General features: G+C 65.7%; 26 protein-coding genes. 17 read left to right on the top strand and 9 right to left on the bottom strand.

The window, feature by feature from the left end; all coding sequences use genetic code 11:
* Positions 1-410: 410 nt before the first annotated feature.
* The 5 genes from QZY03_RS20170 to QZY03_RS20150 all read right to left on the bottom strand — a co-directional run bounded on the left by QZY03_RS20170 (position 411) and on the right by QZY03_RS20150 (position 3,448).
* Positions 411-794: a hypothetical protein gene (locus QZY03_RS20170; protein ID WP_295583959.1), complete on the bottom strand. Its 384-nt coding sequence runs from the start codon at positions 792-794 to the stop codon at positions 411-413.
* Between the two features lie 5 nt (positions 795-799).
* Positions 800-1,543 (bottom strand): hypothetical protein, encoded by a 744-nt coding sequence (locus tag QZY03_RS20165; protein ID WP_295583958.1) that lies wholly within the window; start codon positions 1,541-1,543, stop codon positions 800-802.
* Positions 1,544-1,600: 57 nt separating this feature from the next.
* Positions 1,601-1,834 carry a hypothetical protein gene (locus tag QZY03_RS20160; protein ID WP_295583957.1) on the bottom strand — a complete coding sequence of 78 codons (234 nt, stop codon included), beginning with the start codon at positions 1,832-1,834 and terminating at the stop codon, positions 1,601-1,603.
* A gap of 73 nt (positions 1,835-1,907) precedes the next feature.
* Entirely contained in the window at positions 1,908-2,888 is a 981-nt protein-coding gene (locus QZY03_RS20155; RefSeq protein ID WP_295583956.1) for a hypothetical protein, read from the bottom strand.
* 5 nt (positions 2,889-2,893) lie between these two features.
* The gene (locus QZY03_RS20150) at positions 2,894-3,448 is read right to left on the bottom strand and encodes an SRPBCC family protein (protein WP_295583955.1); all 555 of its coding nucleotides are present in this window, start codon (positions 3,446-3,448) and stop codon (positions 2,894-2,896) included.
* Between the two features lie 424 nt (positions 3,449-3,872).
* Between QZY03_RS20150 and QZY03_RS20145 the strand changes: the two genes are divergently transcribed.
* From QZY03_RS20145 to QZY03_RS20065, 17 genes are all read left to right on the top strand, one after another.
* Positions 3,873-5,054, top strand: a complete 1,182-nt coding sequence (locus tag QZY03_RS20145; RefSeq protein ID WP_295583954.1) for an ABC transporter substrate-binding protein — start codon at positions 3,873-3,875, stop codon at positions 5,052-5,054.
* A 47-nt stretch (positions 5,055-5,101) separates the two neighbouring features.
* Positions 5,102-6,088, top strand: coding sequence for a YVTN family beta-propeller repeat protein (locus QZY03_RS20140; RefSeq protein ID WP_295583953.1), 987 nt, complete (start codon positions 5,102-5,104; stop codon positions 6,086-6,088).
* Between the two features lie 57 nt (positions 6,089-6,145).
* Positions 6,146-6,934 (top strand): ABC transporter ATP-binding protein, encoded by a 789-nt coding sequence (locus tag QZY03_RS20135; protein ID WP_295583952.1) that lies wholly within the window; start codon positions 6,146-6,148, stop codon positions 6,932-6,934.
* Positions 6,931-7,737 carry an ABC transporter permease gene (locus QZY03_RS20130; protein WP_295583951.1) on the top strand — a complete coding sequence of 269 codons (807 nt, stop codon included), beginning with the start codon at positions 6,931-6,933 and terminating at the stop codon, positions 7,735-7,737. Before QZY03_RS20135 ends, QZY03_RS20130 begins: the two co-directional genes overlap by 4 nt.
* A gap of 67 nt (positions 7,738-7,804) precedes the next feature.
* Positions 7,805-8,431, top strand: coding sequence for a hypothetical protein (locus QZY03_RS20125; protein ID WP_295583950.1), 627 nt, complete (start codon positions 7,805-7,807; stop codon positions 8,429-8,431).
* A gap of 21 nt (positions 8,432-8,452) precedes the next feature.
* Entirely contained in the window at positions 8,453-8,989 is a 537-nt protein-coding gene (locus QZY03_RS20120) for a flavoprotein (protein WP_295583949.1), read from the top strand.
* The gene (locus QZY03_RS20115; RefSeq protein ID WP_295583948.1) at positions 8,986-10,377 is read left to right on the top strand and encodes a DUF6513 domain-containing protein; all 1,392 of its coding nucleotides are present in this window, start codon (positions 8,986-8,988) and stop codon (positions 10,375-10,377) included. The genes QZY03_RS20120 and QZY03_RS20115 overlap by 4 nt, the downstream gene beginning before the upstream one ends.
* 67 nt (positions 10,378-10,444) lie before the next feature.
* Entirely contained in the window at positions 10,445-11,023 is a 579-nt protein-coding gene (locus QZY03_RS20110) for a DUF447 domain-containing protein (protein WP_295583947.1), read from the top strand.
* On the top strand, positions 11,020-11,715 hold the full coding sequence (locus QZY03_RS20105) for a (5-formylfuran-3-yl)methyl phosphate synthase (protein ID WP_295583946.1): 696 nt from the start codon (positions 11,020-11,022) through the stop codon (positions 11,713-11,715). The genes QZY03_RS20110 and QZY03_RS20105 overlap by 4 nt, the downstream gene beginning before the upstream one ends.
* A 383-nt stretch (positions 11,716-12,098) precedes the next feature.
* Positions 12,099-12,479 (top strand): succinate dehydrogenase, cytochrome b556 subunit, encoded by a 381-nt coding sequence (sdhC, locus tag QZY03_RS20100; RefSeq protein WP_295583945.1) that lies wholly within the window; start codon positions 12,099-12,101, stop codon positions 12,477-12,479.
* Complete coding sequence (sdhD, locus tag QZY03_RS20095) at positions 12,476-12,832, top strand: succinate dehydrogenase, hydrophobic membrane anchor protein (protein WP_295583944.1); 357 nt, start codon at positions 12,476-12,478, stop codon at positions 12,830-12,832. Before sdhC ends, sdhD begins: the two co-directional genes overlap by 4 nt.
* A 7-nt stretch (positions 12,833-12,839) precedes the next feature.
* Positions 12,840-14,603: a succinate dehydrogenase flavoprotein subunit gene (sdhA, locus tag QZY03_RS20090; protein WP_295583943.1), complete on the top strand. Its 1,764-nt coding sequence runs from the start codon at positions 12,840-12,842 to the stop codon at positions 14,601-14,603.
* A gap of 123 nt (positions 14,604-14,726) precedes the next feature.
* The gene (locus tag QZY03_RS20085) at positions 14,727-15,419 is read left to right on the top strand and encodes a succinate dehydrogenase iron-sulfur subunit (RefSeq protein WP_295583942.1); all 693 of its coding nucleotides are present in this window, start codon (positions 14,727-14,729) and stop codon (positions 15,417-15,419) included.
* 16 nt (positions 15,420-15,435) lie between these two features.
* Positions 15,436-15,723 carry a succinate dehydrogenase assembly factor 2 gene (locus QZY03_RS20080; protein WP_295583941.1) on the top strand — a complete coding sequence of 96 codons (288 nt, stop codon included), beginning with the start codon at positions 15,436-15,438 and terminating at the stop codon, positions 15,721-15,723.
* A 34-nt stretch (positions 15,724-15,757) separates the two neighbouring features.
* Positions 15,758-16,219 (top strand): protein YgfX, encoded by a 462-nt coding sequence (locus QZY03_RS20075; protein WP_295583940.1) that lies wholly within the window; start codon positions 15,758-15,760, stop codon positions 16,217-16,219.
* A gap of 123 nt (positions 16,220-16,342) precedes the next feature.
* Entirely contained in the window at positions 16,343-17,353 is a 1,011-nt protein-coding gene (gene galE / locus QZY03_RS20070) for a UDP-glucose 4-epimerase GalE (RefSeq protein ID WP_295583939.1), read from the top strand.
* The gene (locus QZY03_RS20065) at positions 17,353-18,204 is read left to right on the top strand and encodes a 23S rRNA (adenine(2030)-N(6))-methyltransferase RlmJ (RefSeq protein ID WP_295583938.1); all 852 of its coding nucleotides are present in this window, start codon (positions 17,353-17,355) and stop codon (positions 18,202-18,204) included. The genes galE and QZY03_RS20065 overlap by 1 nt, the downstream gene beginning before the upstream one ends.
* Before the next feature lie 250 nt (positions 18,205-18,454).
* Here QZY03_RS20065 and QZY03_RS20060 read toward each other — a convergent pair whose 3' ends face one another.
* The 4 genes from QZY03_RS20060 to QZY03_RS20045 all read right to left on the bottom strand — a co-directional run bounded on the left by QZY03_RS20060 (position 18,455) and on the right by QZY03_RS20045 (position 23,902).
* The gene (locus tag QZY03_RS20060) at positions 18,455-20,077 is read right to left on the bottom strand and encodes an NAD(P)/FAD-dependent oxidoreductase (protein WP_295583937.1); all 1,623 of its coding nucleotides are present in this window, start codon (positions 20,075-20,077) and stop codon (positions 18,455-18,457) included.
* Between the two features lie 63 nt (positions 20,078-20,140).
* Positions 20,141-21,490, bottom strand: coding sequence for a metalloprotease PmbA (pmbA, locus tag QZY03_RS20055; protein ID WP_295583936.1), 1,350 nt, complete (start codon positions 21,488-21,490; stop codon positions 20,141-20,143).
* 36 nt (positions 21,491-21,526) lie between these two features.
* The gene (gene tldD / locus QZY03_RS20050; protein ID WP_295583935.1) at positions 21,527-22,969 is read right to left on the bottom strand and encodes a metalloprotease TldD; all 1,443 of its coding nucleotides are present in this window, start codon (positions 22,967-22,969) and stop codon (positions 21,527-21,529) included.
* Between the two features lie 81 nt (positions 22,970-23,050).
* Complete coding sequence (locus tag QZY03_RS20045) at positions 23,051-23,902, bottom strand: carbon-nitrogen hydrolase family protein (RefSeq protein ID WP_295583934.1); 852 nt, start codon at positions 23,900-23,902, stop codon at positions 23,051-23,053.
* Positions 23,903-24,118 lie beyond the last annotated feature (216 nt).

Genomic DNA, 24,118 nt, shown 5'->3' with positions numbered 1-24,118 from the left:
TCGAGGTCTTCGCGCGGATACTCACCACCTCCACCCCCGAGTTCCTCCAGGCGCAGGAAGCGCTGCTGCTTGACATCCTCCGTGGCGCGGAGGCTTGCGGGGTCGATCTGGCCGAGCCTGCGGCAGCGGGAGGCGTGCTGACATGAAGGGGACAGGTCGTTCCTACTGCCCATGTCGCTGCGTCCCAATGAGGTCTTGCTTACGCAACCTGTCAGCCTTTGCTCATCACGAAGCAGGACGGAGATCGGATTCGGCGGGCCTCCCGCTCGGTCCCGATGCGATTGGGGTCCTCGACGTCCGCTCCGGGTTGCGCAACTGCCGCTCGCGCTGAGGCGGTGAGCGACAGCTCCTGGCCGTCAGCCGCCGTTCAACCCGGTTTCACGGCAAGGCGCGTGCCCATCGCCTTGAGATCAGAAGCAGCGCAAGGTGGACTCCGCCTGGACTTCCTTGAAGTGGGCGACGGCCTCCTTGGCCCAGGGGGCGCTTTTGTAGGCAGCGTTGCGGCCGACCCCTTCCAATTGTTGCAGGCGCATCAGGGTCTCGACCCGCTCATAGTCCGCGTAGGGGACGGCGGCGGCGATGAAGTCCAAACTGCACGCGCATTTGCGCAGGGTGTCGGGATTCGGGCCGTTGGCGATCATGCAGCCGAGAACATAGTCGGTGACGGCCACGGTGGGGTAGGGGGTGGGTCCGGGCGCGGCGGGTTCCGGGCAATCGGCCGCCGTGGCGGTCGACAGGGCGGTCGCGAGGGCGAGCCCCAGGGCGAAGCGGATGGGTGCTGAGGTCTGGTACATCTGAGTCAATGGGGTTCTGTCGTGGATTGCGCGGTGGGTAAGGCGTCCAGGGTCAACCGCTCGAAGGTCAGTTGCTCCTCGATCACCGGGGGGGCGTCATTGTCGGCCGGCACCGCGGTGCGGATCTGATACAAGCCGCCGGGGACCTGATCCGAGAACAGAAAGTCATAGCGTTTGTTGGCGTAGGTCTTGAAGTTCGCGATGTTGGGGTCGTCGACGTAGGGCGTGACGGTCACCCGCGTGCCATCCAACTCCTGGCCGTCGACCAGAATCCTGACCGGGCGGACTTCCGGATGACTGAACGCGTTGCGGATACGGTTGCGGAAATAACCGATGTCGCCCTCGGTGGCCTCGGCCATCTCCTTGATGTCGCGTTCCAGGAACTGGATTGGCACCGGGTTGCCCCGATAGTCGGTGGCGGGATGGAAGTCCAGGTGGAGGCCCTCACTGAGGAAATCGAATGTCAGGTCGCGGCGGCCGTCCGGCGCCACGCGGGTGACCGTCGCCTTGACCCGGTCCTGAATGTCACGCAGGTCCTTACCGCGACGGGTGAATCGGTATTCCAGGACGCCCCCGGCCGGGACCTGGCGCAGCAGATCGTTCATAAAAACGAGTTGCTGGGCCTGATTGATCTCCGGCTGGGCTGCTGGGGCGGTCGGTGCGGGCGCCGTGGGCTCGGCCGCGGCGAGCGCCGTGCCCGCCAACAGGAGGGCGGCGGTCAGGATTGTTTCGATTGTTGGCGTCGGCATGGAGAGACCTTGCGCGTTTAAGCGGTTGCCGTGGAGTGGGGGCTTGGGGTCGGTGGCTCAGCCGCCGAACAGTCGGCCCAGCCAGCCTCGGATACCCTTGCTCTGGGGTGCGGCCGACGTTGCCGGGGCGGCACGGACCGCGGCCTGTGTCGGGGAAGGCGTGGGGACTGGCCGCGCGGCCGGGGGCGGTGGCGCGGCTCCGACACTCTGCGCCGCGCGCAGTTGCTCGTAGTGACGGCGCAGCACGGAATCCGTGGGCGGCTGATTCAGTGGGTCTTGAGGTGCGCTCATGGGTAAGCTCCGGTGGTGGTGGATCGGACTGAGTAATCGGGATACGCGCTCGCTCGTCCCGGCGGCTGCGGCTTCAGGTGCCGCCGGCGATGAAGATACCAAAGCCCCGCGGACCGTCGCCGGTTGGGATGCGGCCGATGACCGTAAGGCCCGCGGCGTCGAGCACCAGGACCTCGTTGCTGAACCAGTTCACCACGTAGACTCGGCTGTCGGGTCCGACCAGGATGCCCTCCGGGTACTCGCCCACCGGGATGACGTGAATGACCCGCCCGGCCGCGGTGTCGATCACCGAGACACTGTTGTCATGCTGATTCGTGACGAAGGCCCGTCGGCCGTCCGCGGTGAGGGCGACCGCATAGGGCGTGCTGCCGACCGGGATGGTTGCGCTCACGCTCAGCCGCGCCAGATCGACGACGGAGACATCGTTGCTGCCGACGTTGGCGGTATAGAGGCGCTCGCCGCTGGCGTCCACCTGAATTCCAAACGGGCGTTGACCCACCTTGACCCGCCCCAGGACGCGGTGCGTCAGGGTGTCGATGACGCTGAGGCGGTCATCGTCGCGCTCCGACACATAGAGCCGATCGCCCGCCGGATTGACCGCCAGTCCGGAGGGTGAATCACCGACCGGGATACGGGCGATTTCGTCGAGGCTCTCGCCATCCAGGACGTAGACCAGATCCTGGTACCAATCCGCCACATACACCCGATCACCCGAAGGACTCAGGGCAATGCCCAACGGACCCTCGCCGACCGGCACCTGGCGCAGGACACGCTGCTGCACGGTGTCGATTAAGGTGACGTCCTTGCCCTCCGGGTTGGTCACGACGGCGCGGCGGCCGTCACGGGTGACGGCGACCCCGGCCGGAGCCTTGCCCACCGGGATCGTGGCGGCGAGCCGACCAGCACCCAAGCTCCCGCTTAGATCAAGGACCGAGACCGTGTTGTCGCCCTGGTTGGTGATGAAGGCAAAAGGTTCGGCAGCGCAGGCGTCGGCAGCCAGCAGGGCCGCGAACCCCGGCCCCAGCAAGCGCGCTTGAACCAGCCATCTGTTCATGTGCCCTAGTTCGCCGGTTTCTCGACCAGTGCCTTGAGCTGGGTCAGTCCTGCCTGATAGACCCCGGTGACGGCGTTCACCGCCGCCTCGTCATTCAGTTCCGGGGGTGGGTCATTGTTGGGGTAACCGCGATAGAAAGCGCCCTTCCAGGTGACCAGACTGCCGCCCTCCGGGGTCGGGGCAACACTGAGCGTGGAGGAGTAATTGGTCACCGGGAGAACCTTGGGGTCAACCTGCTCGATGCGATAGAACAGGCTGTGACCGTCCGGGTCATACTTCTCCAGTTTCTCCGCGATCTGGCCGCCGCCTTGGAGCGTCAGGGTGCGGGTCGCCCCCGGGGTGTTACCGCCCGTGCCCTCGGTCTTGGTTACCGCTGGGTGCCAGCTCATGTCCTGAAAGTTGCCGATGATCGCCCACACCGTGTCCGGTGGGGCCGCGACGATTTGGTCCACCGACGCCTTCTTGCGGGAGGGTCCGTGAGCCAGGGCGGCGTTGGACGTGGCGGCCAGGGCTGCCACTGTCAGCGGGAGGGCGAGGGCAAGGGCGAACAGTTTCTTCAAGGGCGAGACTCCGGGGTTGCGCGTGGTGGTGCGGATTGCGCGTCGCACGCTGGGCGGTAGCAAATAACGTGCCGGGGGCTCGTCCCCCAGGCCTCACTGCGCTGGGCAGCTAAGGGCGCGTCTTGACCGTGTCCTGCACGGGTCGAGGCGGGTGTCTGGCAGATGTGTCAAGAATGACACGCACTGTCACACCGCCTTTGGCGTGGTCGTACTGCGACATGCGGGATGGGTTTCGCTGCACTCTGCCCATCCATAAAGACGACGGACCTGTAGGTGGTGTTGCGTCCGTGTCCGCGCGAGTGTCGGCGGCCGGAACCTCAAGCGGGGCCGAGGTGCGCCCGATCCGCGTCCTGTGTGGCAGGATAGTTGCTGTACCTGCCGCCATGACCAACCGCAGAAGGGGGAGAACTTGATACGACGCGTGATGCGCAGTCTGATCGTCGGGGCGATCGTCCTGATGATCGCGGCCGGGGTCCCGGCCGCGGCGGAGCTGGAGATCTCGATCGGCCTGATCGACCGGGAGCCCCAAGCACGGCTGCCGCTGTCGTCCCTGGAGCCGGTCATCGTCGACGACGGACTCGAAGGCGCGCGCCAGGGCATCCGGGATAACAACACCACCGGGCGCTTTACCGGCCAGACCTTCGCGCTGGTTCACCGCCGGCTCGCGATCGGGGCCGATGCGGCGCTGACCCTGCGCGAGCTGCATGGGCAAGGCCTGCGCCTCTTCATGCTTAATCTGACCGCTCCCGAGCTCTTGGCCCTGGCCGACCTGCCGGAGGCGCGGGACTCGCTCCTGTTCAACATCGCCGCCCCCGACGATAGCCTGCGGGTGAGTGACTGCCGGGCCAATCTGCTGCACACCGCGCCCAGCCGTGCCATGCGCGCGGACGCGCTGGGCCAATACCTGGCTTGGAAGCGCTGGACCCGCTGGTTCCTGGTGGTGGGACCACACCCGGGCGACCAGGCCTACGCCGCCGCACTGCGGCGCGCGGCCAAGCGTTTCGGGGCCAAAATCGTGGTGGAGAAGCCCTGGACCTTCGAGGCCGGGGCCGCCCGAACCGACTCCGGCCACTTCAACGAACAGCAGGAGGCCAACACCTTCACCCAGGTGGCGGACTATGACATCCTGCTGGTGGCGGACGAGTCCGATACCTTTGGCGAATACCTGAACTACCGTACCTTCCTCGCACGCCCCGTGGGCGGGACCCAGGGGTTGACCGCGACCCCCTGGAGCGGGGTCTCGGAGCAGTGGGGGGCGACCCAGTTTCAGCGCCGCTTCCGCGAGCAAACCGGGCGCTTCATGACCCCGGTGGACTATGCTGCCTGGCTGGCGGTACGCAGCGTCGGTGAGGCGGCGACCCGCACGCGGTCGGCCGATCCATCGGTCTTGCGGGCCTTCCTGCTCGGTCCGGACTTCCGGCTCGCGGCCTTTAAGGGCGTGCCCGCGTCCTTCCGCGATTGGAACGGGCAACTGCGCCAGCCGCTGCTGATCGTCTCGCCGCGGGTGCTGGTATCGGTCTCGCCTCAAGAGGGGTTTCTGCACCAGTTCTCCACCCTGGATACCCTGGGCTATGACCGGCCTGAGACCACCTGCGGCCAGTTCTGAAACCAAGAATCCGGCCGCACACGAGTACCATCAAAAGGGGCGTACTGATGAAGCAAAAGCAGCACAAGACCTGGTCCGCCGCGACCGCCGTGCTCGGCGTCTGGCTGCTGACCCCCGCCGCGGCGGACGCCTACACGGTCTATGTCTCCAGCGAGAAAGACAACACCATCACCGTGGTCGACGGGGAGACGCTTGACATCAAGGCGACCGTCAAGGTGGGACCCCGGCCGCGCGGCATCGCGCTGAGCAAAGACCAGAAGTCATTGTATGTCTGCACCAGCGATGCGGACCACATTGAGGTGCTGGATCTCGCCACCCTCAAGGTCACCCACACCCTCCCATCAGGTCCGGACCCGGAACTGCTGGCTCTGGGGCCGGACGGGCGCCTGCTCTACGTGGCCAATGAGGACGATAACATGGTCACGGTGGTGGACGTGGAGGGCCGCTCCAAGGTTGCCGAGATCCAGGTGGGCGTGGAGCCCGAGGGGATGGGGGTTAGCCCGGACGGCAAGTGGCTGGTCAACACCTCCGAGACCACCAACATGGCGCATTTCATCGATCTGGCAACGCGTGAGGTCGCGGCCAATGTTCTGGTGGATCAACGCCCGCGGGTCGCCCAGTTCACCCCGGACAGCAAGCAGGTCTGGGTGTCGTCGGAGATCGGCGGAAACGTCAGCGTGATCGACGCCGCGACCAAAGAGAAGATCAAGGTCATCTCCTTCGAGATTCCGGGGCTGCGCCGCGAGTCCATCCAGCCCGTGGGTATCCGCATCAGCGACGACGGCAAGCGCGCCTTCGTGGCCCTGGGTCCCGCCGCGCGGGTCGCGGTGATCGACACCGCGACCCTGGAGGTCGAGAAATACCTGCTGGTTGGACAACGGGTGTGGAACCTGGAGTTCTCGCCGGACCAGCAGCGCCTTTTTACCACCAACGGCGTCAGCAACGACATGTCGGTGATCGATCTGGAGCGGCTCAAGGTTCGTAAGACGGTTCCGGTCGGCCGGTTACCGTGGGGCGTCGTGGTCGCTCCCTGAGTTTCCGACGCGAGAAAGAGGAGTCTCACCCTTGTCTGACAGGACCTTGCCGACCCTATGAGCAGAGACAACGCGCGGTACCAGGCCGACGTGAGCGGGGCAGGGGCGACCTGTCAGGTGGCGCTGGACGTTGCGGGCGTCGGTTTTGCCTATCCTGGTCGGCAGGTCTTGGAGGACGTGTCTTTTGCCGTCCCGGCCGGGGGTTTCTGTGTGTTGTTGGGCATCAACGGCGCCGGGAAGACCACGCTTTTCTCACTGATCACCCGACTTTTTCTGTGTCGTACCGGGAGCATTCGCATCCTTGGCAGGGAGTTGGGCCGGGACGGTACGCGGGCTTTGGCTCAACTAGGGGTGGTCTTCCAGCAGCCGACCCTGGATCTCGATCTGAGCCTGCGCCAGAATCTGCGTTATCACTGCGCCCTGCACGGCTTGGCCATGAACCAGATGCGGCCCCGCATTGAGGACGCCCTGGCCGGGGTGGACCTGGCAGAGCGGGCGGGGGACAAGGCGCGTGAATTGAGCGGCGGCCAGCGCCGTCGGCTGGAGTTGGCGCGCGCCCTGCTGCATCGTCCCCGGCTCCTGCTCGCCGACGAGCCCACCGTCGGACTCGATGTCCAGAGCCGCCAGGCCATCATCGCCCAGGTCCGCGAGGGTTGCCGCCGCGATGGTGTCGGGGTGCTGTGGGCAACGCACCTGGTGGACGAGGTGGAGCCGGCCGATCAGGTGGTTGTCCTGCACCGCGGCCGGGTGCTGCATCGCGACACCGCGGCGCAACTATTGACCGACACGGCGACGTCCTCGATCCACCAGGCCTTCAACCGGCTCACCGGCGGGGCGCCGCCTTGAGCGCGCGGCAGTATCTGCGCTGCCTGGCCGGCATCCTGGCACGGGAGGGGTTGCGCTTCCTGCACCAGCGTGAGCGCTTCTTCGGCGCCCTGGTGCGCCCGTTAGTGTGGCTTTTCATCTTCGCCGCCGGGTTCCGCTCCGTTCTCGGCGTCTCCATCATCCCGCCCTATGAAACCTATATCCTTTATGAGGAGTACATCGTCCCGGGGCTCGCTGCCATGATCCTGCTGTTCAGCGGGATGCAAAGTTCACTCTCCATGGTCTATGACCGGGAACTGGGCAGCATGCGTCTGCTCATGGTCAGTCCCTTTCCGCGCTGGTACCTGCTCGTCTGCAAGCTCATCGCCGGCGCCGCGGTGGCGGCGGTCCAGGTTTATCTCTTCCTCGTCATCGCCTGGTACTGGGGCGTACAGCCGCCGCTCATCGGCTATCTGCTGGTTCTGCCGGCCCTGCTGCTCGCCGCGCTCATGCTCGGCGCCCTGGGGCTGTTTCTCTCGTCGGTGATCCGGCAGTTGGAGAACTTTGCGGGAGTCATGAATTTTGTCATCTTTCCCATGTTTTTCGCCTCCTCCGCGCTTTATCCGCTGTGGCGGATGCGCGATTCCAGTAGCGTCCTCTACGAGATTTGCCGCTTCAATCCCTTTACCTGGGCGGTGGAGTTGATCCGCTTTGCGCTCTATGCGCAAATGAATTGGCCGGCCTTCCTGGGCGTGACCGGCGCCCTGGCCCTGTTCCTGACCGCGGCGATCTATGGCTATGATCCGGGACGGGGGCAGATGCGTTTCAAGCAGGGCGGCGGGTGAGAATCTGGTCCTCCCGGCCAACCGGGCGATCCCAGACCACAGAAATCCCTTCAGCAGGAGCGCATGAATGACCTCGATCAGGCTGCTCGTACTCACCCTCGGCGTTTCGATCAGCATCCTGAGCGTGGCGCCGGGGCGCACGCAGGAGGTGTCGCAGGACCCCGATTGGCCTTGCGACCAGGCGCTGGTCCCGCAGATCGCGGCGGCCGTGATCTGGGACGGGGCGCCGGCCGAGGGATTGGCATGGCGGGAGGTGCCGCCGGTGGCGGACCTGGTGGGTCGGATCACCCCGTCCACCACGACCGAGCCCGCGGCCGCAGCGGCCATCGCGGCTTTCGCTGCCGGCTTGCGTCCGCCGGATCAGGAGCGGATGCTTACTCTGGTCTTCGCTGGGGTCCTGGAGGTACTCAATCTTGATCGACGGCAGCTGATCGACGGCATCAAACGCTATTCACGCGACCAGTCCCGCCGCGCCGCCGCCCTGGGGCAAGAACTCGATCAGTTGGTGCGTCTGGAACAGGACCCGGACCCGTCTGCCGCGCCGCGCCGGGATGAGTTGAAGCAGCGCCTGGTGCTGGAGGAGCGTGTCTTCGATGAACGGGAAAAATCGCTCCCATTCCTTTGCACCAGACCCGTGGCCGTGGAACAACGCCTGGGGTTCCTGGCCCGGACCATCGCCGGATTGATCGAATGAGTATTTTCCGAACATCGGGTTATGCATCCCACTGACACACCGCGACTCGCCTGGGCCCTGACCGGCTCGGGACATTACCTGCGGGAATGCCTGGAACTGGTGGAGGCCCGCGCTGATGTCGACCTGTTCCTGAGCCGAGCGGCGGCCGAGGTGCTCGCCATGTATGGCTTCGACCTCAAGCGCCTGCGCGAACGCATCACCTGCTACCGCGACACCACGGCCAGCGCCCCCCCGGTCGCGCGTTTCTATCAGGGCTGTTACTCCCGTTTGGTGGTCGCGCCGACGACTTCCAACACCGTTGCCAAGATGGTCTGCGGGATCTCCGACACCCTGGTGACCAACATCTATGCCCAGGCCGGCAAGTGCCGCGTCCCGAGCATCATCTTCGCCTGCGACACCGCCCCGGCCATGGAAACGGAGGCGCCGGGCGGTCAGGTCATGGTCTATCCACGCACCATCGATCTGGAGAATGTCGAGCGGCTGCGCGGCTTTGCATTCACCCGCGTGGTGGACAGCTTCGCCGCGTTGGTCGCGGCCCTGGCGGATGGGGAACCATGAGCGGGCACATTTTGTTCCTCACCGGCCAACTCGCTGAACCATCATTGCGACGGGTGCTGGAGCAGATGGACTTGGGTGACACCACCTGGTCGGTCCGTCAACTCGGAGTGAAGGTGGCCGCCCTGATGACCGCGGACATGATCCGGCGCCGACTCACCGAGACCGATGGGGCCGACCGGATCATGATCCCCGGACGGTGCCGGGGGGATCTGGCGGCCTTGAGTGCGCACTTCGGCATCCCGGTGGAGCGCGGACCGGAAGAGCTGATGGACCTGCCGCGCTATTTCGGACTGGCTGGCCGGGAGCCGGACCTGTCCGCCTACGCGGTGCGCATCTTCGCCGAGATCGTCGACGCGCCGCGCCTCTCGGTCGACGCCATCCTCGCGCGGGCGGCGGAATACCGCGCGGACGGTGCTGATGTGATCGACCTGGGCTGTCTGCCGGCAACCGCCTTCGACCATCTGGACGCGAGCGTCCGGGCCTTGAAGGCCGCGGGATTCCTGGTCAGCGTGGATTCCATGGCGCCGGAGGATTTGCTGACCGGCGGTCGCGCCGGGGCGGACTTTCTGTTGAGCCTGACCGAGGATAGCCTGTGGATTGCCGACCAGGTCCCCGCCTGTCCCGTGTTGATCCCACGGCAGCCTGGGGATCTGGCGTCGCTGGAGCGGGCCATGGCGCGGCTGGAGGCAAGCGGTCGACCCTACCTTGCCGACCCCATCCTGGACCCGATCCATTTCGGTTTCGCCGACTCATTGGTGCGCTATCACCGCCTGCGCCGCGCCCATCCGGCCGCTCAACTCATGATGGGCATCGGCAATCTGACTGAACTGACCGAAGCGGACACCCTGGGGATCAACGCCCTGCTCATGGGGCTGATCTCGGAGTTGGCGATCGGCAACGTCCTGACTACCCAGGTGAGCCCACATTGCCGCACGGCGATCCGCGAGGCGGACCGGGCGCGCCGCATCATGCATTGGGCGCGGCAGGAAGGCCGTTTACCCAAGCAGATCGACGGCGGACTGACCGCAATCCACGAGCGCGACCCGTTTCCCTATACGCCCGAGGCGATCCGCGACCTCGCGGCCGCCATCCGCGACCCCAATTTCCGTATTCAGGTCAGTGCGCAAGGGATCCATTGTTTCAATCGGGACGGATTCCACACCGACGATGACCCCTTTGCTTTCTACCCCCACCTCGGTGTGGAGCATGATGCGGGTCACGCCTTCTATCTGGGCGTCGAACTGGCCCGCGCCCAGATCGCAAGGCAACTCGGCAAGCGTTATGTCCAGGACCGGCCCCTGCAGTGGGGTTGTCTGCTGCCGCCGGAACCGGCTCCGGCCGACGCGTATGACCCGGTCGGGCCAACCCGCCGACGGGCGGCAACTTGAGCCAACCAGAACGCACCGCGGACCCGACGGCCTGCAGCACTTCAACACCATCATCAAGGATTCGCCTGTGATCGAAGAAGTCATCGTCACCACCCGCGCCCCAGGAGGTCTGGTGCATATCGCCCCGATGGGTATCCGCCAACAGGACGGGTTGATCATCATCGCGCCCTTCCGGCCATCCACGACTCTGGACAACGTGCTTGCCGGCGGTTGCGCTGTCATCAACTACACCGATGATGTGCGCATCTTTGCCGGCTGCATCTGTGGGCGGCAGGATTGGCCGGTGACCGCGGCGCAGCGCGTCGCAGCACCGCGTCTTGCGGACACGCTGGCGCACACCGAGGTGGAGTTGCTGAGCGTCGAAGATGACCCGGTGCGCCCCCGCCTGTTCTGCCGTCCGGTCCATCAGGAAACGCATCATCCTTTCCAGGGCTTCAACCGCGCCCAGGCAGCGGTGCTGGAGTTGGCGATCTTGGCGAGCCGTCTGGATCGGTTGCCCGCCGATAAGATCGCCCACGAGGTCGGCTATCTGCGCATCGCCATCGACAAGACCGCCGGTCCCCGCGAGTTACTGGCTTGGGGCTGGTTGATGGAGCGGATCGCGACCCACCAGGCCGCCGCGACCGACGGGGCGATCCGGTCATGACGCGACTCCTCGCCAGCGTCACCAACAGCACCGAGGCCGAGCAGGCAATCGACGGCGGGGCTGACCTCATCGATCTCAAGGACCCGGCGCGCGGCGCCCTCGGTGCCCTGCCGCTGGAGCAGATCGCCGCCATCTGTGCGCTGGTCGCCGGACGCCGTCCGGTCAGCGCCACCATCGGCGACCTGCCCGCGGACCCCAGCCTCACCGGGGAACTGATACGCGCTACCGCGGGTACCGGAGTCGACTATGTGAAGGTCGGTTTTTTCACACGGCACCACGTCGCTGCCTGTTTGTCGGCGATTAGTGCGGTGACGCCGACCTGTGCCGTGGTTGCGGTCCTGTTTGCCGACCGTTGCCCTGATCTGCGTGACCTCAGCCCCTTCGTTGAGGCGGGTTGTGCCGGCGTTATGCTCGACACGGCGGACAAATCGGCCGGAGTGTTGCTTGATCACCTGGAAATCGGTCAGTTGAACGATTTCGTCATCCAGGCACGCAAATTGAGTCTGCTGTGCGGACTTGCCGGCTCGCTACGCCAGGTCGACATAGCAACCCTGATGCCGCTTGCACCTGGGTACCTCGGATTTCGCGGCGCACTCTGTCAGGCCGGACGGCGGGAGCAGGTGCTGGATCAGGATCGTTTGCGCTCGATTCGTCGGGCAATCGACGCCACGCAGCCCGATCGAGGACGGTAGGGATTGGCTTGAAGTTAACATTGAGTGTCTTGGCTGTAACAAATGCAATTGCTAAGGTCCGTGCCAGGTCGATACAATGCTGCGTCGCACAACAGCCGTCATCCCCGGACGGCTCCGGGTGCCCTGGTCAGGTGTTCCCCAGGGTTTTTGCGCGTCCCCGACCGCAGGCGGGTTATCCCGTCGCGCTGTCGCGGCAGGCAGCGTGTCGGGTGACCGGTTCCCGGCGCGATGCGCGTGCCGAAACTTGACCGTCTCCTCGGCCGTTCGTGGATGTGCCGCGCCCGTCGGTCAGGGCGGATGGATCAGGATCGGATGCCTTGAGACGCGGACCACCGGCCGTCGCGGGCCGGCACTCGACAGCCTCACACCACACAGGGCCAAGCATGCAATCGACCAGACCCGTATTCCTGGAGCTATGGCGGATCAAACTCCCCGCCACCGGCTATGTCTCCATCCTCCACCGCATCAGCGGGGTGCTGATGGTCCTTTCCATCCCGATCTGCGCCTACTTGTTCGACAAGGCGGTGTCGGGGCCGGAAGGCTTTGCCGCCACCGCGGCCTTTTTCGATCACTGGTTCGTGCGCCTGGGCCTGATCGTGATGGCCTGGAGTCTGCTCCATCACCTGTTTGCCGGTATCCGCTACCTGTTGCTGGATTTGCATGTCGGGCTCGACCGGGCCGCTTCGCGCCGCTCTGCCCTGATCGTCATTGCCGCCGCCCTGGCGGCGCTGGTCCTCGTTCTGATTTGGTGGGTGGCACGATGAGCCGTCAAGCATCCGGTATCATGGCGTGGGCGGTGCAGCGGGTGACCGCGGTCTATCTCGCGCTCCTCATGACCTATTTCATGATCCACTTCCTGTTCAACCCCCCGGCGGATTATCTCGAGTTGCGCGCCTGGGTAGCGCTCCCGCTGGTGAGTGTCGCGCTGGTGCTTTTCGTGCCGTTGCTGCTGGCCCACGCCTGGGTCGGCTTCCGCGACGTGCTGCTCGACTATGTGAAGTTGGTGGGAGTGCGGGTCGTCCTGCTCGCGCTCGTCGCATTCATGTTCCTCGGCTCCGGACTCTGGGCCTTCAAGGCGATTGTCATTGCCGACGTCACTGCCGGAATCTCAGGGTAATCAGACCATGTCCATCCCAAGCAGACACTTCGATGCCCTGATCATCGGCGCCGGCGGGGCCGGCCTCAACGCGGCGCTGCAACTCGCAAGCGCCGACGTGCGGGTGGCCGTAGTCTCCAAGGTGTTCCCGACCCGCTCGCACACCGTGGCGGCCCAGGGCGGCGTCAACGCGGCCCTGGCCAATGTCCTGCCGGACAACTGGCATTGGCATATGTTCGATACGGTCAAGGGGTCCGACTATCTCGGGGATCAGGACGCCATCGAGTTCATGTGCCGGGAAGCGATCCCGACCGTCTACGAACTCGAACATGCGGGTGTCCCCTTCTCGCGGCTCGACAACGGCAAGATCTATCAGCGCGCCTTCGGCGGCCAGAGTCAGGACTTCGGAGGTGACCAGGCGGCGCGTACCTGCGCCGCGGCGGATCGCACCGGTCATGCCATCCTGCATACGCTCTACCAGCAGAACATCCGCGCCCGGACGCATTTCTTCGACGAGTTCTTCGCCCTGGATCTGGTGCGGGACAAGGACGGGATCATCTCCGGCGCCCTGGTGCTGGAGATCGAGACCGGCGAACCGTTGCTGATCGAGGCCAAGGCGACCCTGCTCGCCACCGGCGGCTGCGGCCAGGTGTTCCGCACCACGTCCAACGCCCATATCAATACAGGCGATGGCTGCGCCATGGCGTTGCGCGCAGGCATCCCGCTGATGGACATGGAGTTCTACCAGTTTCACCCGACCGGTATCGCCGGTAAGGGGATGCTGATCACCGAAGGGGTGCGCGGCGAGGGCGGTTTCCTGGTCAATAAAGACGGCGAGCGTTTCATGGAGCGCTATGCCCCGCGGGCCAAAGACCTGGCGAGCCGCGACGTGGTGGCGCGCTCCATCGTCACCGAGGTCAAGGAAGGGCGCGGTGCCGGCGAGAACGGCGATTACATCCTGCTCAAGCTCGACCACCTGGGGGCGGAGGTCATCGACAAGCGCCTGCCCGGTATCCGCGAGTCGAGCCGCATCTTCGCCGGGGCCGATCCGATCCGCGAGCCGATCCCGGTGTTCCCGACCGCACACTATGCCATGGGCGGCATCCCCACCGACCGCTTCGGCCGGGTGGTGGTGCCGGTGGGCTCCGGTTCGGAACAGGTGGTGGCAGGGCTCTACGCGGCCGGCGAGTGCGCCTGCGCCTCGGTCCATGGCGCCAATCGGCTGGGCGGCAACTCGCTGCTCGATATCCTGGTGTTCGGCCGGTTGGCCGGCAAGGACATCATCGACTTTGTCCGTGAGAACCCCTATCAGCGCAGTGTCGATCCGGCGAGCCTGGACGAGGCCATGGGGCGACTGACCCGCTGGGACCAGAAGGGCAGCGGCGTGCCCGCGCACCAGTTGCGGGCCGAGTTCCGCAAGTGCATGGAAGACCATGCCGGCGTGTTCCGCACCGAGGAGATCATGACGGAAGGCTACCAGCGGCTGTGCGAACTGCGGGAGCAGTTCAAGGACGCCCGGCTCACCGACCACTCCAAGGTCTTCAACACGGCTCGCATTGAGGCGTTGGAGTTACAGAATCTGATCGACGTGGGCCTCTCCATCGCGGTCTCCGCCCTGCATCGCAAGGAGAGTCGCGGTGCGCACTCCCGGCCGGATTACCCCAACCGTGATGATGTGCATTGGATGAAGCACAGTCTGTATTATCGGGAGGCCGATCGCATGGACTACAAGCCGGTGCGCACCAAACCGCTCACGGTCGAATCCTTCCCACCGAAGGAACGGGTCTATTAGGTAGCCCCAGGGCGATTGCCGGAACATCATGGTGCATGATGCGACGGCAATCGCCTGCGGTCCGCACCGCGGACCAAGCCCCGCGGGAAGCCTCGGGCGGCCGAACTCAATCAGGTATCGAGCATGAAGATCAGCGTCTACCGCTACAATCCGGACACCGACCAGAAGCCCCGCATGCAGGACTACGAGGTGCGTCCATTTCAGGGCATGATGCTGCGCGATGCCCTGCTGGAGATCAAGAAGCAGGATGAGAGCTTCGCTTTCCGCCATTCCTGCGGCGAAGGCGTCTGCGGCTCGGATGGAGTCAACGCGAACGGCAAGAACTGCCTGGCCTGCGTCACGCCCATCACCGAACTCAGCCAGCCCATTGTCGTCCGTCCTTTCCCGGGCCGTCCGGTGATCCGCGACCTGGTCGTGGATATGACGCAGTTCTATGAGCACTATCGGGCGGTTAAGCCCTATCTGGTCCGGACCGATCCACTGCCCGAGCAGGAGATTCTGCAATCCCCGGAGGATCGGGACAAGCTCGACGGACTCTACGAATGCATCTTGTGCGGCTGTTGCTCGACTGCCTGCCCGTCCTTCTGGTGGAACCCGGAAAAGTTTCACGGCCCGGCGGCACTGCTGCAGGCCTGGCGCTTCCTGGCCGACACCAGAGATCAGGCGACTGAAGAGCGGCTGGACGCCCTGGAGGGACCTTACAAGCTGTTCCGCTGCCATACGATCATGAACTGTGTGGACGTCTGCCCCAAGGGACTGAACCCCACCGCCGCCATCGGGCTCATCAAAGATCTGATGTTGGAGAAGGGGTTCTGACCCCGTGAGCGGCGCTATGCGCGATCCCATGGGCGATCCAGGCCCGGTCACCGACGAGGAACTGCGCCGCCTGCGCTGGCAGTGTCGGCGCGGGATGTTGGAACTGGATCATCTGCTGTCGGGATTTCTGGATCGCGGTTACCGTGAACTGGATGCGCCGGGTCGCACCGAGTTCCTGGCTCTGCTCGACAACCAGGATCAGGAACTGAGCGACTGGTTCATGTCCCGGAGTATCCCGGAGGATCCGGTGGTGCGGGATCTGGTGCGGCACATCGTCGCGGTGGTCACCCCGCGGCGGACCTGACTCAGGTCCGGTCGGCCGCGCTGCCGCCCGCCACATGGGCTCTCACCGTGAACGTCCGCCGCTGCTGATTGAGCCGCAGTTCTCGCGTCGGCTCATGACCTTCGTGGCCCTCACGCATACCGCGGCCCTGGCCGCGCTCCTGAACCTCTCCTGGTGGCCCTACCGGCTCCTTGCGGTGTTGGTCGTCGCCAGCCTTGTCTATCACTTCTATGTCCATTGTCTACGCCGGGCGCCCTGGTCAATCCGCTCGGCCGTCTGGTTGGCGGACGGGTCCTGGCAGATCGATGTGGTCTCCGGGGCGCGGATCGACGCCCGTCTGGCCGCGGCGACCTATGTCAGCGTCCCGTTGGTCGTGCTGAATTTGCGCAGCGGCCGCTGGCGCCGCTGGGCGCTGCCGCTGTTCGCGGATGCCCTGGACCCCGAACAACTGCGGCGGCTGCGTCAGCGGTTGCGCATCGAGGGCCTCCGGCGCGACGCGACCAGTCCGGCCGCGTAATCGGGTGTACTGCACGATGGGATGCGTTTCACGGTAAGCTTTATGGGGTTTGACCCAAGCGGACCATGCTCCGCGAATGAACCGAAATGAGCGCAAGTAAACGCGAACGACAGGAGACCGGCGATGCGTGTTCTGGTGACTGGTGGTGCGGGTTATATCGGCAGCCACACCTGTGTGGAGATGCTCGGCAGCGGCCACGAGCTGATCGTGGTCGACAACCTCTGCAACAGCAAAGAGGAGTCGCTGCGCCGGGTGCGTGCGCTCACCGGACGGGACTTCGGTTTCGTGCAGGCGGACTTGCGTGACCGGGCCGCCCTGGACGGTATCTTTGCTGCGCAACCCATTGATGCTGTGATCCACTTCGCCGGGCTCAAGGCGGTGGGTGAGTCGGTTCAGTTCCCCTTGGAGTATTACGACAACAACGTCTCCGGAACCATCACTCTGTGCCGGGCGATGGCGGCGGCGGGGGTCAAGAACATCGTCTTCAGTTCATCGGCCACGGTTTACGGCGACCCGGCGTCGGTGCCGATTCGCGAGCCCTTCCCGTTGTCCGCAACCAATCCCTACGGCCGCTCGAAGCTCTTCATCGAAGAGATCCTGCGCGACCTGCATGTTGCGGACCCGGCCTGGAATGTCGTGCTGCTGCGCTACTTCAACCCGGTGGGCGCCCATCCCAGTGGGCGCATCGGTGAGGACCCCAACGGTATTCCCAACAATCTGATGCCCTTTGTCGCCCAGGTGGCGGTGGGGAAACTCCCGAAATTGCGGGTCTTCGGCGACGACTATCCCACTCCGGACGGCACCGGCGTACGCGACTACATTCATGTGGTGGACCTGGCCCGCGGTCATCTGGCCGCCCTGAACAAGCTCCAGGACCAGCCCGGCGCCGTCGCCTATAATCTGGGTACCGGCCGCGGTTACAGCGTACTGGAGATGGTCGCGGCCTTTGCCGAGGCGAGCGGTCGCCCCATCCCCTATGAGATCGCCCCGCGCCGGCCGGGTGACATCGCCACCTGTTACGCGGACCCGGCCAAGGCGCGGGACGAACTCGGCTGGCAGGCGCAGTACGGTATCGCCGAGATGGTGCGCGACACCTGGCGTTGGCAGTCGGAGAATCCCCGCGGGTTCGAGTGATGCTTGGCTACCGCCACGCCTTCCATGCCGGCAACTTCGCGGATGTGTTCAAGCACGCCTTGCTGGTGCAGCTCGTGCTCGCCCTGCGGACCAAGGACAAGCCGTTCTGCGTGATCGACACCCACGCGGGGGCGGGCTCATATGACCTGACGTCGGACAGCGCACTGAAGAATCGGGAGTTCGATGGCGGGATTGGGCGGCTTTGGGGTGATGAGGTCGCCGCCTCGACACCCGATGTAGCGGCCTATCTGGACCTGGTTCGGGTGCTGAATCCGGATGGGGCATTGCGCTGGTATCCGGGGTCGCCGCGCCTGGCGCGTGCCCTGTTGCGGCCCGCCGACCGGCTGATCCTCTGCGAGCGTCACCCGTCGGATCACCAGATCCTGCGCGGGGAATTTGCCGGTGACCCGCAAGTGGCGGTGCATTTGCGCGATGGCTATGAGGCGCCGCGGGCGCTGATGCCGCCGCCGCAGCGCCGCGGGCTGGTGCTGATGGACCCGTCCTTCGAGCTGGCGGGCGAGTTCGAGCGTTTGGCCGCGGCCGTGACGACCATCCAGCATCGCTGGGCGGGTGCCGTGGTCGCCATCTGGTATCCGGTCATCGAACGCGAGCCCAGTCTGGAGTTTCTTCGCCAACTGAAGGGTCTGGGTATCCCCGGCATCCTGGTTGCCGAACTGGGTCTGTTGCCTTACCGGGGCACGCGCGGGTTGCATGGGTCGGGAATGGTCATCGTCAACCCGCCATGGGAGCTTGACCTCACCCTGCGGCGACTCGTGCCCAAGTTGCTCGACCGGCTGGGGGTCGAGGGGCCGGGCGAGACCCGGGTGGAGTGGTTGGTGCCGAGGCCCTAGGAACCGTGCACTGTCCGTCAGGGCCAGATTTTGACGGCCGCAATGATGTTCTTTGATAAATTCGATATCTTCCGCGGCCAGGGCCATGGCGGATCTCCATCTGCTTGACTGGCTACAAGTATAGCCTTCGGACGTGATCAACGGACGTAGGGGCGGGTTTCAAACCCGCCCCTACACCAAGGGTCTGTCTGGATATCAGGTCCGCAGGCTATATAACCCTGAGCAGGCCGTCAATCGTCAGCCTTGCGGATCAAGGGTCATAGGTACCGTCGGTCATCGCGGCGTAACGCAGCACCGATTGCGCCGCCAGTCGTCCGGTCTGGGCGGCGCCGTTCATGTAGCCGAAATACGCCTCGCTCAGATGCTCTCCGGCAAACACCAGCTTGTCGAAGCGCACCTCCCGACCGGCGGAGACGTCTGTCGGTTCACTCCAGCGCAGGTCCCCGAAGGTGGTGATCTGGCCGGGCTGATAATTGGTATAGGCTCCCAGTGCCAGGGGGTTGTTGGTCCATGCGGTACAGGCATAACGATCAGTAGCGGCCGCCCGCACACCTGGCAGTAGGGTTTCCAGCCGCTCCGTGAAGGTGCGTCCTTGGGTGGTTCCGCCGTCCGCGGAGAGGGGCTCGGTGACCTCTCGGGCGCCCAGAAAGAAGGTCAGTGCGCCGTCCTGCCGCTCCGGCTGGTGCTGGCTTGCATCCCAGGCTTCGGCGAAGCCCAGGTCGGTCCAGGCCTCGCCGACGAAACCCTCGGGTTGCTGCCAGGCGCGGCGGGAAAAGCCGGCCAGAATCTTTTCGTTACGGCCCAGACCCAGTTCGGCAATCGCGCGCCGGAACCGCTCTGGGAGCGCTGCATCGATCTTGATCGAGCGCAGGACGGTGAAGGGGATGGTGATGATGGCCTGGTCGGCGCTGACTGCGCGGCCGTTGCCGAAACTCAGGTGGACCGGTTCGCCTGGGACCGAGCGCACCGAGACCAACTGCTGACCCGTATGGACGCGTGAGCCCAAGATGTTTCCCAGTGCCGCGATGATCTGGCTGTTGCCCCCCTGGATGCAGTAGGCCTCATTGCTTTCACCCAGGACCTCCACGTTGTCCCCGTCCACCCGCGGCAGGGTATAGAGTAACTGGAGCGCGGATGCATGCTCCGGTTCGCTGCCGAACTCGGTGCGGATGGAGGTCTCGATCAGGCTGCGCACCCAGGGCTGGGGTATCAGGTCGCGGTGGCGATCCAGGTAGGCGGCTACCGACAACTGATCGAAGACCGCGAGATGACGGTGCGGGTCCGTGTCCACCAAGGCAGCATCGGCCGCGATCCGGGCCGCCAAGGGCCCCAGCAGTCGGGCCAGTTCGGCCGGGTCGCGGCGTGTTCCGCCGAAAAAAAAGGCGGTATTGGGGTAGCGGCTGCCGGCCGGTGACTCGGCGCGATTGTAGACCTTGAGCCCGAATTCCCGTGCCAGATCCAGCATGTCCGTGTGGGCTGAATTGATGAACTCGCCGCCGAACTCGATCACCAGGCCGGGGCCGACCGCATCGGCGCGCGACAGGATGCGTCCGCCGAGTCGGTCGGCGGCCTCGTAGAGGTGGACGTTCACGCCGGCTTTCAGCAGCCGATGCGCGGCGTTCAGGCCGCTGATCCCGCCGCCGACCACGGCCACGCGATGCACCTTGTAGCCGCGTGCCGACTGCGGGCCGCCTGGTCCGGACGGGTCACCCAATGCGAGCGCCGGTGCCGCGAGTGCGGCGGCGCCGAGGAAGCGTCGGCGGCTCCAGCGCGTCCCGGCCGATCCGATGTCCGGGTGTTCTTCCGCCAGGTGTTCACGGCGGGCGTCGTGCAACGCCCGCAGCAGGGTCAGGTAGACTGGGGTATGCGCCATGGAATGGATTCCCCGATGGTCGGGCGGTCCTGCGTTGCCGCGGCTGCGGGCCTCTGCTCCAGGTCATTCGCCGGCGATCGTCATCTCACCGATCAGCCAGGAGCCGGTGCGGGTGCTGCCGGGGAAGTCGCAGTCGTTACCCACGGCGACCAGCCCCGTGAACATCTCCTTGAGGTTACCGGCGATGGTGATTTCCTCCACGGGAAACTGGATCTCACCGTGCTCCACCCAGAATCCGGCGGCGCCGCGTGAGTAGTCGCCGGTGACCGCATTTACGCCATGACCCATGAGTTCGGTGACGAAGAGTCCGGTTCCCATGAGCGCGAGCATCCCCGCCCGATCCAGTTCACCCATGTCGATGCTGAGGTTGCGCACGCCGCCGGCATTGCCGGTGGTCGGCAACTTCAATCGGCATCCGGAATAGGCATCCAGCAAATAGGTGCGCAGCACGCCCTCGCTCACCAAATCTTTGGACCAGGTGGCCACGCCGTCGCCGTCGAAGGGTGCGCTGGCGAGCCCGCGCGGCAACTGGGGCTGTTCGTGGATGCGCACGAAATCGGGGAAGATCGCTTCGTTCAAGTGGTCGAGCAGGAAGCTGGAGCGCCGATAGAGGCTGCCGCCGGAGATGGCGGACACCAGGCTGCGCAGCAGTCCGGCGGCCACCTCGGCGCGGAACAGCACCGGGGCCTTGCGGGTGTCGATCTGACGGGCGCCCAGGCGGGCGACGGTGCGCTCCGCCGCGCGCTCGCCGACACCGCGGGCCGGGTCCAGATCGGCAGCGGCGCGCGCGCTGGTCCACCAGTAATCCCGCTGCATGGCGTCCCCATCCTCACCAACTACGGCGCAACTCAAGCCGTGGCGGGTACTCGGATAGCCGCCGATGAAACCGTGGCTGTTGCCATAGACCTGGAGCCCCATGTGGGTGCTGAGGGACGCCCCTTCGGAGTTGACGATGCGCGCGTCGTAGGCGCGGGCGGCATCCTCGCACTCGGCGGCGATGCGGATGGCCTCATCGACGCCGAGTTGCCAGGGGTGGTAGAGCTCCAGGTCGGGGATTTCGCGTGCCATCAAGGCCGCGTCGGCCAGATGGGCGCAGGGGTCCTCTTGCGTCTGGGCGGCGATCGTACAGGCGGCCGCGACGGTGTCGCGCAGCGATGCCGGGCTCAAGTCCGTGGTGCTGGCCGAGCCTTTGCGATGGCCGAAATAGACGGTGATGCCGAGCCCGTTATCGCGGGTGTGCTCGACGGTCTCCACTTCGCCCAGGCGCACTGAAACCTCCAGGCCCGCGCTGCTGCCGACCGACGCTTCCGCGGCACTGGCGCCCCGGTCTTTGGCCTCCCGCAAGAGATCTTCGATGTGCTGCTGCAAGCGCGCCAGGCGCTCGGCCGTGTCCTCGGTGGCGGTGATGGTCATATCAGGTCCTTATCGGTCACTGGTGTCAGGCCGGCGTCAGGCGGTGGTTCCGCCGACCGTGAGGCTGTCGATGCGCATCGTCGGCTGGCCCACGCCCACCGGGACACTTTGGCCCTCCTTGCCGCAGGTGCCGACGCCGGCGTCGAGCGCGAGGTCGTTGCCGATCATGCTGACCCTGGTCAAGACGTCCGGCCCGTTGCCGATCAGGGTCGCGCCCTTGACTGGTCGGCCGATCTTCCCGCCCTCGATCAGATAAGCCTCGCTGGTGGAAAAGACGAATTTGCCGGAGGTGATGTCCACCTGTCCACCCCCGAAGTTTACCGCATAGAGCCCCTTGTCCACCGAGGCGATGATCTCCTGGGGGTCGCGGGTTCCGGCCAGCATATAGGTATTGGTCATGCGGGGCATCGGCAGGTGCGCGTAGGACTCGCGGCGGCCGTTGCCGGTGGAGCGCACCCCCATCAGCCGGGCATTGAGTTTGTCCTGCATGTAGCCGCGCAGAATGCCGTCCTCGATCAACACGGTGTTCTGACTGGGGGTGCCTTCATCGTCCATGTTGAGCGATCCGCGGCGTCCGGCCAGGGTGCCGTCATCCACGACCGTCACCCCGTGTGCGGCCACCCGCTCACCCACGCGACCGGCGAAGGCCGAGGTCTCCTTGCGGTTGAAATCCCCCTCCAGGCCGTGGCCGATCGCCTCGTGCAGCAGGATGCCCGGCCAGCCGGCGCCCAGTACCACGGTCATGGTCCCGGCGGGGGCCGGTTCCGCCTCCAGGTTGGTCAGGGCCAGGCGCACCGCCTCGCGGGCGAACCCCAGCGCGCGGTCCTCCAGCAGCAGCCAACCCAGCTCGGCCCGCGCGCCGCCGCCGCTGCCGCCCTGCTCGCGGCGGCCGTTCGCTTCGGCGATCACGCTGACGTTCAACCGTACCAGCGGCCGCACATCCGCGGCCAGGGTGCCGTCATCGGCCAGGACCATCACAATATCCTGAACGGCCACGACGCTCGCGCTGACCTTGGTCACCCGCGGGTCCATGCGCCGTGCTTCGGCATCCACCCGCTTGAGCAGCGCCACCTGGTCCGCATCGGGCAGACTCACCAGCGGGTTGATGGGCTCATAGAGCCGATGAACCGCCGCCTGGTTGGCGATGCGCACCTGGGCGTGCTGGCCGGCGCCGGCAATGGCGCGGGCGGCCTCGGCGGCCTGCGCCAGGGCCGGGAAGGTGATTTCATCGGAGTAGGCGAAACCGGTTTTTTCACCGCAGATGGCGCGAATGCCCACGCCTTGCTCGATACTGAAATTGCCGTCCTTGATGATCCCATCTTCCAGCACCCAGGATTGCAGGCGGCTGTTCTGGAAATAGATGTCGGCGGCATCCAGCGCCGATCCCGCAAGCAGGCCGAGCAGCCGGTCCAGGTCGTACTCGGTGAGTCCGGCCGGTGCCAGGATGCGGTCGCGGGCGATGGTGATGGGATCGTTCATAGGATGAGTCGGACTCGCTGTCGGTAAACTGGTCATGGCGCCGTTGCACCCCGCTCGCGGGGTCAGTCGACGCATCTTCACTTAACCCTCAATCGTGCGGGTCTGGAGCACGCATTTCAAACGTCGGTGTTCGATACTGGGAAAGGTGTTGCGCACGGCGGCTTGATGTTCCGCATCCACGACGCCATGGACGACGCCGACACCTTGCGGCAACCGTGCCAGGATACTGCCCCAGGGATCCAGGATCATGCTGTGCCCGTGGGTTTCCCGGCCGTTGGCGTGAACGCCGACCTGAGCCGCGGCCAGGACATAGACCAGGTTTTCGATGGCCCGTGCCCGCACCAGCGTCTCCCAATGGGCTTGACCCGTGACGGCGGTAAAGGCCGCCGGAATGGCGAGGACCTCCAGACCCTCGTCGAGCATCCGCCGGAACAGTTCCGGGAAGCGCAGGTCATAGCATACCGCCAACCCCAGTCGGCCGCAGGGGCTGTCGATCACCAGCGGCTGATCGCCGGGCGCGAAGGTCGCCGATTCCTGGTAGCACTGCGCGACGCCGGGCACGGACACGTCGAACAGGTGAATCTTGTCATAGCGGGCAACCCGCCGACCGCGCGCATCGAAGACGAGACAGGCCGCGCGGACCCGGTCGGCCTCAGGTCCCGCCAGCGGGATGGTGCCGCCGACCAGCCACACCCGCTGTTGTGCGGCGACCCGCGACAAAAAGGACTGGAGCGGACCTTGGCCGTCGGGTTCCCGCAAGTCAAGTTGGTCCTCCGCGCGCAGGCCCATGAAGGCGAAGCACTCGGGCAGCACCACCAGGCGCGCACCGGCCGCCGCCGCTTCCTTGATCAGCCGCTCCGCCTCCAGGAGATTGGCCGCGACATCGCGGCCGGTTGCCATCTGTACCGTCACCACCTGGCAGTCACGGCGCATTGGGTCAACTCGGGTGTGCTCGCGGGCCTTGATCATCGTTCCGGCCGCAAGAAGACCGGAGGTCGAGGCTTTAGCCGGAGGACATCGCGTCCAGGCTGCCCTCGTCGGCTAACGGCCATGGAAGGAACATCAGCCACCCCGGAAGATGAATGTCCCCCGTGGGAGCGGCGTCCCGCCGCGATGGGTGCCGGGGTGACCTCGAACGGTAGGGTGACG

Origin of the sequence: uncultured Lamprocystis sp. (assembly GCF_903933125.1) — a bacterium.
GTDB lineage: Bacteria > Pseudomonadota > Gammaproteobacteria > Chromatiales > Chromatiaceae > Thiodictyon.
This window is presented reverse-complemented; position numbering and strand designations above follow the sequence as displayed.

What these genes read in the sequence shown, in the direction of transcription:
- QZY03_RS20170 (WP_295583959.1), bottom strand. Translation starts at nt 794, where the DNA reads ATGTACCAGACCTCAGCACCCATCCGCTTCGCCCTGGGGCTCGCCCTC.
- QZY03_RS20165 (WP_295583958.1), bottom strand. Translation starts at nt 1,543, where the DNA reads ATGCCGACGCCAACAATCGAAACAATCCTGACCGCCGCCCTCCTGTTG.
- QZY03_RS20160 (WP_295583957.1), bottom strand. Translation starts at nt 1,834, where the DNA reads ATGAGCGCACCTCAAGACCCACTGAATCAGCCGCCCACGGATTCCGTG.
- QZY03_RS20155 (WP_295583956.1), bottom strand. Translation starts at nt 2,888, where the DNA reads ATGAACAGATGGCTGGTTCAAGCGCGCTTGCTGGGGCCGGGGTTCGCG.
- QZY03_RS20145 (WP_295583954.1), top strand. Translation starts at nt 3,873, where the DNA reads ATGCGCAGTCTGATCGTCGGGGCGATCGTCCTGATGATCGCGGCCGGG.
- QZY03_RS20140 (WP_295583953.1), top strand. Translation starts at nt 5,102, where the DNA reads ATGAAGCAAAAGCAGCACAAGACCTGGTCCGCCGCGACCGCCGTGCTC.
- QZY03_RS20135 (WP_295583952.1), top strand. Translation starts at nt 6,146, where the DNA reads ATGAGCAGAGACAACGCGCGGTACCAGGCCGACGTGAGCGGGGCAGGG.
- QZY03_RS20125 (WP_295583950.1), top strand. Translation starts at nt 7,805, where the DNA reads ATGACCTCGATCAGGCTGCTCGTACTCACCCTCGGCGTTTCGATCAGC.
- QZY03_RS20120 (WP_295583949.1), top strand. Translation starts at nt 8,453, where the DNA reads ATGCATCCCACTGACACACCGCGACTCGCCTGGGCCCTGACCGGCTCG.
- QZY03_RS20115 (WP_295583948.1), top strand. Translation starts at nt 8,986, where the DNA reads ATGAGCGGGCACATTTTGTTCCTCACCGGCCAACTCGCTGAACCATCA.
- QZY03_RS20105 (WP_295583946.1), top strand. Translation starts at nt 11,020, where the DNA reads ATGACGCGACTCCTCGCCAGCGTCACCAACAGCACCGAGGCCGAGCAG.
- sdhC (WP_295583945.1), top strand. Translation starts at nt 12,099, where the DNA reads ATGCAATCGACCAGACCCGTATTCCTGGAGCTATGGCGGATCAAACTC.
- sdhD (WP_295583944.1), top strand. Translation starts at nt 12,476, where the DNA reads ATGAGCCGTCAAGCATCCGGTATCATGGCGTGGGCGGTGCAGCGGGTG.
- sdhA (WP_295583943.1), top strand. Translation starts at nt 12,840, where the DNA reads ATGTCCATCCCAAGCAGACACTTCGATGCCCTGATCATCGGCGCCGGC.
- QZY03_RS20085 (WP_295583942.1), top strand. Translation starts at nt 14,727, where the DNA reads ATGAAGATCAGCGTCTACCGCTACAATCCGGACACCGACCAGAAGCCC.
- QZY03_RS20080 (WP_295583941.1), top strand. Translation starts at nt 15,436, where the DNA reads ATGCGCGATCCCATGGGCGATCCAGGCCCGGTCACCGACGAGGAACTG.
- QZY03_RS20075 (WP_295583940.1), top strand. Translation starts at nt 15,758, where the DNA reads ATGGGCTCTCACCGTGAACGTCCGCCGCTGCTGATTGAGCCGCAGTTC.
- galE (WP_295583939.1), top strand. Translation starts at nt 16,343, where the DNA reads ATGCGTGTTCTGGTGACTGGTGGTGCGGGTTATATCGGCAGCCACACC.
- QZY03_RS20065 (WP_295583938.1), top strand. Translation starts at nt 17,353, where the DNA reads ATGCTTGGCTACCGCCACGCCTTCCATGCCGGCAACTTCGCGGATGTG.
- QZY03_RS20060 (WP_295583937.1), bottom strand. Translation starts at nt 20,077, where the DNA reads ATGGCGCATACCCCAGTCTACCTGACCCTGCTGCGGGCGTTGCACGAC.
- pmbA (WP_295583936.1), bottom strand. Translation starts at nt 21,490, where the DNA reads ATGACCATCACCGCCACCGAGGACACGGCCGAGCGCCTGGCGCGCTTG.
- tldD (WP_295583935.1), bottom strand. Translation starts at nt 22,969, where the DNA reads ATGAACGATCCCATCACCATCGCCCGCGACCGCATCCTGGCACCGGCC.
- QZY03_RS20045 (WP_295583934.1), bottom strand. Translation starts at nt 23,902, where the DNA reads ATGCGCCGTGACTGCCAGGTGGTGACGGTACAGATGGCAACCGGCCGC.